The 8,112-nt window shown below is 73.1% G+C and carries 7 protein-coding genes and 1 riboswitch; of the genes, 6 read left to right on the forward strand and 1 reads right to left on the reverse strand.

Features of this window, described 5'->3' with window-relative positions:
- Positions 1-157: 157 nt before the first annotated feature.
- The 6 genes from ACPCK6_RS23060 (at position 158) to ACPCK6_RS23085 (ending at position 6,444) form a co-directional block, all read left to right on the forward strand.
- Positions 158-1,468: an SGNH/GDSL hydrolase family protein gene (locus ACPCK6_RS23060; RefSeq protein ID WP_402806737.1), complete on the forward strand. Its 1,311-nt coding sequence runs from the start codon at positions 158-160 to the stop codon at positions 1,466-1,468.
- A gap of 67 nt (positions 1,469-1,535) precedes the next feature.
- Complete coding sequence (locus tag ACPCK6_RS23065) at positions 1,536-2,759, forward strand: cytochrome P450 (RefSeq protein ID WP_423482196.1); 1,224 nt, start codon at positions 1,536-1,538, stop codon at positions 2,757-2,759.
- Positions 2,756-3,724 (forward strand): LipP1 family hormone-sensitive lipase, encoded by a 969-nt coding sequence (gene lipP1, locus ACPCK6_RS23070; RefSeq protein WP_423482197.1) that lies wholly within the window; start codon positions 2,756-2,758, stop codon positions 3,722-3,724. The genes ACPCK6_RS23065 and lipP1 overlap by 4 nt, the downstream gene beginning before the upstream one ends.
- A complete protein-coding gene (locus ACPCK6_RS23075) occupies positions 3,717-4,820 on the forward strand; it encodes an alpha-hydroxy acid oxidase (RefSeq protein ID WP_423482198.1) in 1,104 nt (367 codons plus the stop codon). The genes lipP1 and ACPCK6_RS23075 overlap by 8 nt, the downstream gene beginning before the upstream one ends.
- A 1-nt stretch (position 4,821) precedes the next feature.
- Entirely contained in the window at positions 4,822-6,165 is a 1,344-nt protein-coding gene (locus ACPCK6_RS23080) for an aminotransferase-like domain-containing protein (RefSeq protein ID WP_423482199.1), read from the forward strand.
- A 27-nt stretch (positions 6,166-6,192) separates the two neighbouring features.
- Complete coding sequence (locus ACPCK6_RS23085) at positions 6,193-6,444, forward strand: hypothetical protein (RefSeq protein WP_013286617.1); 252 nt, start codon at positions 6,193-6,195, stop codon at positions 6,442-6,444.
- Between the two features lie 55 nt (positions 6,445-6,499).
- On the opposite strand, the gene ACPCK6_RS23090 is transcribed toward ACPCK6_RS23085, so the two are convergent.
- A complete protein-coding gene (locus ACPCK6_RS23090) occupies positions 6,500-7,936 on the reverse strand; it encodes a glycine hydroxymethyltransferase (protein ID WP_396882620.1) in 1,437 nt (478 codons plus the stop codon).
- Between the two features lie 18 nt (positions 7,937-7,954).
- Positions 7,955-8,044: riboswitch (ZMP/ZTP riboswitch) on the reverse strand.
- Positions 8,045-8,112 lie beyond the last annotated feature (68 nt).

Raw genomic sequence — 8,112 nt, forward strand, 5'->3', positions numbered from 1 at the left:
ACAGAGCCGATCGTCGCTGCGTCCCATCCCGCGGGCATTTGATCATGTCGATCAGGTTGATTGACGCTCGTCACAGCCGGAAGCTAGTTTCCGGTCCATCGCCCGGGCCGGTGCCGCCGACCGCGTCACGCCCGGGGCTGCCGACCATGGAGGATCGATGCCGACCCCGAAGAGATGGCACGTCATAGCTTCCGCCGTCACGCTGCTGATCGCCGCCACCCCGGCGGTCACGGCGAGCGCCGGCCCGACCGGGAACGACCGCGCCGGGCACGGGCGCGCCGAGTGGGCCGGAACCTGGGCCGCCGCGGTGACCCGCGGGAACACCGTGGGCCTGACCAACACCGGCCTGAACAACCAGAGCATCCGGATGACGGTGCAGACCTCGGTGGGCGGTCCGCGCCTGCGGGTACGGCTGACCAACCTGTACGGCGAGCAGGCCGTCCAGGTCGGCCGCGCCACGATCGCCCGGCCGAACACCGCCACCCCCGACGACCTGTCCGACATCGTCGGGTCGAGCGTCCGCCAGCTGACGTTCTCCGGCGCCGGCTCGGCGACCATCAACAAGGGCGCCGAACTGCTCAGCGACCCGGTGGCCTTCCCGGTGGCCGAGCAGGAGGACCTGGTCGTCACCCTGTACTTCCCGGTGCTCACCGGGCCGGTCACGTTCCACGGCCAGTCCCGGGTCACCAACTTCATCGGCGCCACCGACCTCACCTCGGCGGCCGAGGGCACCGGCTTCACCATCCGGCCCAACTGCTGCTGGATGTTCCTGTCCGGCATCGACGTGGAACGCAAGGCCACGCCCGGCTCGGTGGTGGTGCTGGGTGACTCCATCAGCGACGGCAACGGCAGCACCGTCAACGCCGATCAGCGCTGGTCCGACCTGCTGGCCAAGCGGCTGATCGACGCCCGCCCGGAGCCACGTACGCCGGGTGTGCTCAACCTCAGCCTGGCCGGCAACCGGCTCAACCACGAGGGCCCCGAGCCCGGCGCGGACAACTTCCCCGGCTACTACGAGCTGGGCCCGAACGCGCTGGCCCGGCTCAACGAGGACGTGTTCCCGCAGACCGGGGTGCGGACCGTCATCACCCACCTGGGCATCAACGACATCTGGATGAACGGCGACAGCCCCGAGGCGATCATCGCCGCGTTGCGCCAGCTCAACCGGCAGGTGCAGGCGCGCGGCCTGACCAGCATCGCCGGCACGCTCATGCCGTACGAGGGCAACGGCGGGCCGGGCGTGTGGACCCCGGAGAAGGACGCCACCCGCCAGGCGGTGAACACCTGGCTGCGCGGGCCCGGCCGGGCCGAGTTCGACGGCATCGTCGACTTCGACGCGGTGATGCGGGATCCGGCGCAGCCGAGCCGGCTGCTGCCGGCGTACGACTCGGGTGACCACATCCACCCGAACGACACGGGCGCCGCGGTGATGGCGAACGCCGTACCACTGAAGCTGCTCGGACTGTGACACCGGGCGGGGGCGGCGGTCGACACGACGCCGCCCCCGCCGCCGTTTTCCTGGGGAGGAACAGACAGTGGACGTCAGCGAGATCCTGACCGGCCTCTACAGCGAACAGGGCCGGCAGAACCCCTATCCCTTCTACGCGGCCCTGCACGAGCACGGGCCGATAAACGCCGTTCCGGCCCGGGCCGAGCACAGCACCGTGGGCGCGGTCGCCGGCGGGTACGACGTGGTGGACCAGATCCTGCGCGATCCCGGCTGGTACAAGGGCTTCCCGCCGGGCTGGGAGGAGCAGGAGATCCTGCGCACGTTCCTCACCTCGATGATGTTCGTCAACCCGCCGGACCACACCCGGATGCGCGCGGTGTTCGCCAAGACGTTCACCCCGCGCCGCCTCGGCGCGCTGGAGTCGGTGATCGAGCGGATCGTCGCCGAACGTCTGGACCACCTGGCCGAGGCGGGTGCGGACGGGCACGAGGTGGACTTCGTGGCCGACTTCGCGTACCCGGTCCCGGCGCTGGTGATGGCCGAGTTCATCGGCCTGCCCGCGGCCGACCTGACCTGGTACCGGCAGCGGGTCGACTGGATCGACGAGTACATGGACGTCTCCGGCAAGACGCCGGAGCGGCTGGCCCGGGCCAACCAGGCCGCCGAGGAGCTGCGCGTCTACTACCGGGATCTGATCGCCCACCGCCGCCGCACGCCGAGCCACGACCTGATCAGCGGGCTGGTCGAGGTACTCGACGCGGGTGGTGTCGACCTCACCGAGGAGGAGTTGATCAGCAATCTGATCGTGCTGTTCAACGCCAGCTTCGTCACCACCGTCTACATGTTCAGCAACGGCCTGCCGCTGCTGCTGGACCACCCGGACGTCACCGCCGCGCTGCCCGGCGACGACGAGCTGGCGCGCGGCTGCGTCGAGGAGGTGCTGCGGATGGAGAGCCCGGTGCACTTCCTGGCCCGATCCGCGCCCGCCGGCGTCGACCTCGGCGGCGTGCCGATCAGCCGCGACGACAACGTGCTGCTGCTGATCGCCGCCGCCAACCGTGACCCGGCGCGGTTCCCCGACCCGGACCGCTTCGACCCGCACCGCGCCGGCCCGCCGTCACTGGCATTCGGCGTCGGGCTGCACTTCTGTCTCGGTTCGGCGGTGTCCCGGCTGGAGGGCCGCCTGGCGCTGCCGCGCCTGTTCGCGCGCTTCCCCCGGCTCGCCGTCACCCAGCCCTACACGTACAGCGGGAGCCTGTTCCTGCGCGGAATCGACAAACTCTTCGTCACCACCGGGGAGGCCGGATGACACTCGATCCGCAGGTGGTCGCGTGGCGGGCCGCGCGCGCCGCCGCCGGCACCGTGCCGCTCTACACCCAGACCCTCGCGCAGGCCCGCGCCGCCGACCTCGCCGCGATCCGCGCCGGGTCCGGCGCGGTCGAGCCGGTCACCGAGGTACGCGACACGACGGTGCCCGGCCCGGCCGGGCCGCTGCCGGTGCGGATCCACCGGCCGGACGGCGACGGTCCGCTGCCCACGCTCGTCTACTTCTTCGGCGGCGGCTGGACGCTCGGCAGCGTCGACACGGCCGACGGGATCTGCCGGCGGCTGGTCAACCTCGCCGCCGTGCAGACCGTGACCGTCGGCTATCGGCTCGCCCCGGAGTATCCGTTCCCGGCGGCGGTGGAGGACTGCCACGCCGCGTTGCGGCACCTCGCCGCGCACGCCGCCGAGTTCCGCGTCGACGCCGACCGGCTGGCGGTGGGCGGCGACAGCGCGGGCGGGAACCTGGCCGCCGCGGTGACGCTGCTGGCCCGCGCCGACGGCGGGCCCCGGCTCGCCGCCCAGTTGCTCGTCTACCCGAACACCGACCAGCGGCCCGGGCACCGGCCGGGCGACGACGAGGATCCGATGCTGTTCAACAGGCACTCGGTCGGCTGGTACCGCGGCCACTACCTCACCGACCCGGGCGACGCCGCCCACCCGCTCGCGTCGCCGCTGCTCGCCGAGGATCTGTCCGGCCTGCCCCCGGCGTTCGTGGTCACCGCCGGGCACGATCCGCTGCGCGAGGAGGGCCTGCGGTACGCCGAGCGGCTGCGCGAGTCCGGCGTGCCCACCGAGACGGACGACTACCCGGGCATGGTGCACGGGTTCTTCGCCATGCCCGGCGTGTTCGACGCCGGACGGCAGGCCCAGGAGCGGGCCGCCGCCTTCCTGCGCCGCGTCCTCGGGCTCGACCCGGCGCACGCGGCGACCGGTGCCGACCGTGGCTGACCCGGCGGACGGGTTCGTGCCGCCGGCCAGCCTGGCCGACTTCGCCGCGCTCGCCCGGGCGGTCCTGCCGGCCGACGTGTGGGACTTCGTCGACGGCGGCAGCGGCACCGAGACCGCCCTGGCGGCGAACCGGGCCGCGCTGGACCGGGTGGCGGTGCTGCCCCGGATGCTGGCCGGGGTGGACGACCCGTCCACCGAGGCGGTGCTGCCCGGCGGCCGGGCCGCGTTGCCGGCGGCCGTCGCGCCGATGGCGTACCAGCGGCTGCTGCACCCCGACGGCGAGCCGGCGCTCGCGGCGGCGGCCCGGACGGCGGGCGTGCCGTACGTGGCGAGCACGCTGTCGAGCACGCCGATCGAGGAGATCGCGGCGACCGGCGCGACGGTGTGGTTCCAGCTCTACTGGCTGCGTGACCGGGCGCTGGTGGCCGACCTGCTCGACCGGGCGGAGGCGGCCGGCTGCGCGGCGGTGATGGTGACTGTGGACGTGCCGGTGCTCGGTCGGCGCCTGCGCGACGCCCGCAACGGGTTCGCGCTGCCGCCGCACGTCACCGCGGCGAATCTGCCCGGTGGGCGGGACGACCTGGCGCACCAGGGCACCCCCGGCGTCTCGGCGGTGGCGGTGCACACCGGCGCGGTGTTCGCCCCGGCGCTGAGCTGGGCGGATCTGGGGTGGTTGCGGGAGCGTACCCGGGTGCCGTTGCTCGTCAAGGGCATCCTGGACCCGCGCGACGCGGTCCGCGCGGCGGACGCCGGCGTCGACGCCGTGGTGGTCTCCAACCACGGCGGACGGCAGCTCGACGCCGCCCCGGCCAGCGCGGCCGTGCTGCCCGAGGTGGTCGAGGCGGTCGACGGGCGGTGCGCGGTGCTGCTGGACAGCGGGGTCCGCGGCGGCGTCGACGTGCTGCGCGCGCTGGCGCTCGGCGCGGACGGCGTGCTGCTGGGCCGGCCGCTGCTCTGGGCGCTGGCGGTGGGCGGCCGGCCCGGCGCCGAGGCGGCGCTGGCGCTGCTCGCGGCGGAGCTGCGTGACGCGCTCATCCTCAGCGGCTGCCCCGACCCGGCCTCGGCCCGGCGGCTGCGTACCCGGATCGGAGGCTGACGTGGAACCCGTCGACCTGGCCGTCTCGGCGCTGCACGGCAGCGTCGGCGACCCGGCGCTGAACTCGATGAACTTCCTCAACGAGGTGGCGCAGCACTACCCGGACGCGGTGTCGCTGGCGGCCGGGCGGCCGTACGAGGAGTTCTTCGACTCCGCGCTGCTGCACACGTACCTGGACCGCTTCCGCCGCCACCTCGCCGAGGACGTCGGGCTGGACCGGGCCGGCGTGGACCGGACGCTGTTGCAGTACGGGCGCACCAAGGGCATCGTGCACCACCTGATCGCCCGGCACCTCGCCGTGGACGAGGGGCTCACCGCCGACCCGGAGTCGGTGGTGGTGACAGTCGGCTGCCAGGAGGCGATGTTCCTGGTGCTGCGCGCGCTGCGGACCGGTCCGGCCGACGTGCTGTTCGCGGTGGCGCCCACGTACGTCGGGCTCACCGGCGCGGCCCGCCTGGTCGACCTGCCGGTACGCCCGGTGGCCGGCGGACCGGACGGCGTCGACCTGGCCGACCTGCGCGCCGGGGTGCGCCGGGCCCGCGCGGAGGGGCTGCGGCCCCGGGGCTGCTACGTGATGCCCGACTTCGCCAACCCGTCCGGCGTCAGCATGGACACCGCGCAGCGTCGGCGGCTGCTGGAGCTGGCCGCCGAGGAGGACCTGCTGCTGATCGAGGACAACCCGTACGGCCTGTTCCCGGCCGACGGCACCGAGCGGCGGCCCACCCTGAAGGCGCTCGATACCGCGCGCCGGGTGGTCTACCTCGGCTCGTTCGCCAAGACCGTGCTACCCGGTGCCCGGGTCGGATACGTGGTCGCCGACCAGCGGGTGGGGGAGGCGGACGGCACCGTGGTCCCGTTCGCCGACCATCTCGCGAAGATCAAGAGCATGGTCACCGTGAACACGTCGCCGATCAGCCAGGCGGTGATCGGCGGCGCGCTGCTGGCGCACGACTGCTCGCTGGTGGCCGCGAACGTGCGGGAGCGGGCCGCGTACGCCCGCAACCTGCGCCACCTGGCCGACGGCCTGGCCCGGCGCTTCCCGGCCGGCGGGCCGGTCTCCTGGACCGTGCCGGCGGGCGGGTTCTTCGTGGTGGTGAGCGTGCCGTTCGCTGTCGACGACACGTTGCTGCACCGTTCGGCGCGCGAGTACGGCGTGCTCTGGACGCCGATGGCACATTTCTACGACGCGGGCACACCGGTCAACGCGCTGCGGCTGTCGGTGAGCGCCGTCACACCCGAGTCGATCGATCGGGGACTGGACCGGCTCGCCGCGCTGGTCACGGACACCATGACCGGCGATCCGACGCCGGAGTGTCAGGGTTCCGGCACCGTGCGTGTTTCCTGACGCCGATCGTCTGTTGATAATGGACGAATGGTTGCCTGGGAGTACGCGTTGCTCGTTCGTCGGTATCAGGGTCAGGGTCGCAATTTCCACGTCTCGTTCGTGTGGTACGGCCCGGACGGGTCACGCACCGACGTGACCGCGTACGGCGACACCGCGATCGCGCACCTCAACCGGGTCGGCCGGGAGGGCTGGGAGCTGGTCTCCGCCGCCGAGGACGTGAACAACGTGCAGGGCAGCACCGAGGTCCACCGCTACCACCTGAAGCGCCCGCTGCGCTGACCCCGTTCACACCGGCGCCCCGGGAGACTCGTTCTCCCGGGGCGCCGCCGTCATCTCAGGTCAGGTCCACGGCGGGGTAGAGCGGGAACGGCGTGAGCAGGTCGGCGGCCTGCTTGCCGACGGACTCGGCGACGGCCGGGTCCAGCACGTACTTCGCCTTCGACGGGGCGCCGTCCGGGCCGGTGCCGGGCGTGGTCTGGCTGAGCACGGTGTGGATCAGCTCGGCGGTGGCGTCCATCTCGGCGGTGCCGAGGCCCCGGGTGGTGAGCGCCGGCGTGCCGATGCGGATGCCCGAGGTGTACCAGGCGCCGTTCGGGTCCTGCGGCACCGAGTTGCGGTTGGTGACGATGCCCGAGTCCAGCAGCGCCTGCTCGGCCTGCCGGCCGGTCAGGCCGTACCCGGAGACGTCGATGAGCACCAGGTGGTTGTCGGTACCGCCGGTGACAAGCGTCGCGCCCCGGCGCAGCAGCCCGTCGGCGAGCGCCTGCGCGTTGTCCACGATCCGCTGGGCGTAGTCGGCGAAGTCGGGCCGGCGCGCCTCGGCCAGCGCGACGGCCTTGGCGGCCATCACGTGCGGTAGCGGCCCGCCGAGCACCATCGGGCAGCCCCGGTCGACCTGGTCGGCCAGCTCCGGCCCGCAGAGGACCATGCCGCCACGCGGGCCGCGCAGCGACTTGTGCGTGGTGGTGGTGACGATGTGGGCGTGCGGCACCGGGTCGAAGTCACCGGTGAAGACCTTGCCGGCGACCAGCCCGGCGAAGTGGGCCATGTCGACCATGAACGTGGCGCCGACCGAGTCGGCGATCTCCCGCATGATCCGGAAGTTGACCTTCCGCGGGTACGCGGAGTAACCGGCGACCAGGATCAGCGGCTTGAACTCACGGGCCGCCTCGGCCACCCGGTCGTAGTCGATCAGCCCGGTGGCCGGGTCGGTGCCGTAGCTGCGCTGGTCGAACATCTTGCCGGAGATGTTCGGCCGGAAACCGTGCGTGAGGTGCCCACCGGCATCGAGCGACATGCCGAGCATCCGCTGGTTGCCCAGCTCACGGCGCAGCGCGAACCAGTCGGCCTCGGTCAGGTCGTTCACCTGCCGCGCCTGCGCCTTGCGCAGCGCGGGGGACTCGACCCGGTCGGCCAGGATCGCCCAGAACGCGACCAGGTTGGCGTCGATGCCCGAGTGCGGCTGCACGTACGCGTGGGACGCGCCGAACAGCTCCCGGGCGTGCTCGGCGGCCAGCGCCTCGACGGTGTCGACGTTCTGGCAGCCGGCGTAGAACCGGCGCCCGACAGTGCCCTCGGCGTACTTGTCGCTGAACCAGTTGCCCATCGCCAGCAGCGTCGCCGGGGACGCGTAGTTCTCGCTGGCGATGAGCTTGAGCGACTCGCGCTGGTCGGCCAGTTCCGCGGCGATGGCGTCGGCCACGCGCGGCTCGACGCCGCGGACGACCTCCAGCGCGCTGCGGAAGGCGGTGGACTCGGCGTTGCGCGACATGCGACCTCCAGGTGACGTGCGGAAGGCCCAGGCGCTCGGCATGCGTCCTCATGACGAGGCCGCTCCCCGATGGTGCTCCATCTCCACGCGCCAGTCACGGCCCGTGCCGATCCTACCGGCCCGGCCGGGACCTGCGGGGTTGGGCCGCCCGTCCCGGCGACTGAACCCCGCGACAG

It is taken from the genome of Micromonospora sp. AB353 (genome assembly GCF_049538395.1).
GTDB classification, from domain to species: domain Bacteria; phylum Actinomycetota; class Actinomycetes; order Mycobacteriales; family Micromonosporaceae; genus Micromonospora; species Micromonospora aurantiaca.

What these genes read in the sequence shown, in the direction of transcription:
- lipP1 (WP_423482197.1), top strand. Translation starts at nt 2,756, where the DNA reads ATGACACTCGATCCGCAGGTGGTCGCGTGGCGGGCCGCGCGCGCCGCC.
- ACPCK6_RS23060 (WP_402806737.1), top strand. Translation starts at nt 158, where the DNA reads ATGCCGACCCCGAAGAGATGGCACGTCATAGCTTCCGCCGTCACGCTG.
- ACPCK6_RS23090 (WP_396882620.1), bottom strand. Translation starts at nt 7,936, where the DNA reads ATGTCGCGCAACGCCGAGTCCACCGCCTTCCGCAGCGCGCTGGAGGTC.
- ACPCK6_RS23085 (WP_013286617.1), top strand. Translation starts at nt 6,193, where the DNA reads ATGGTTGCCTGGGAGTACGCGTTGCTCGTTCGTCGGTATCAGGGTCAG.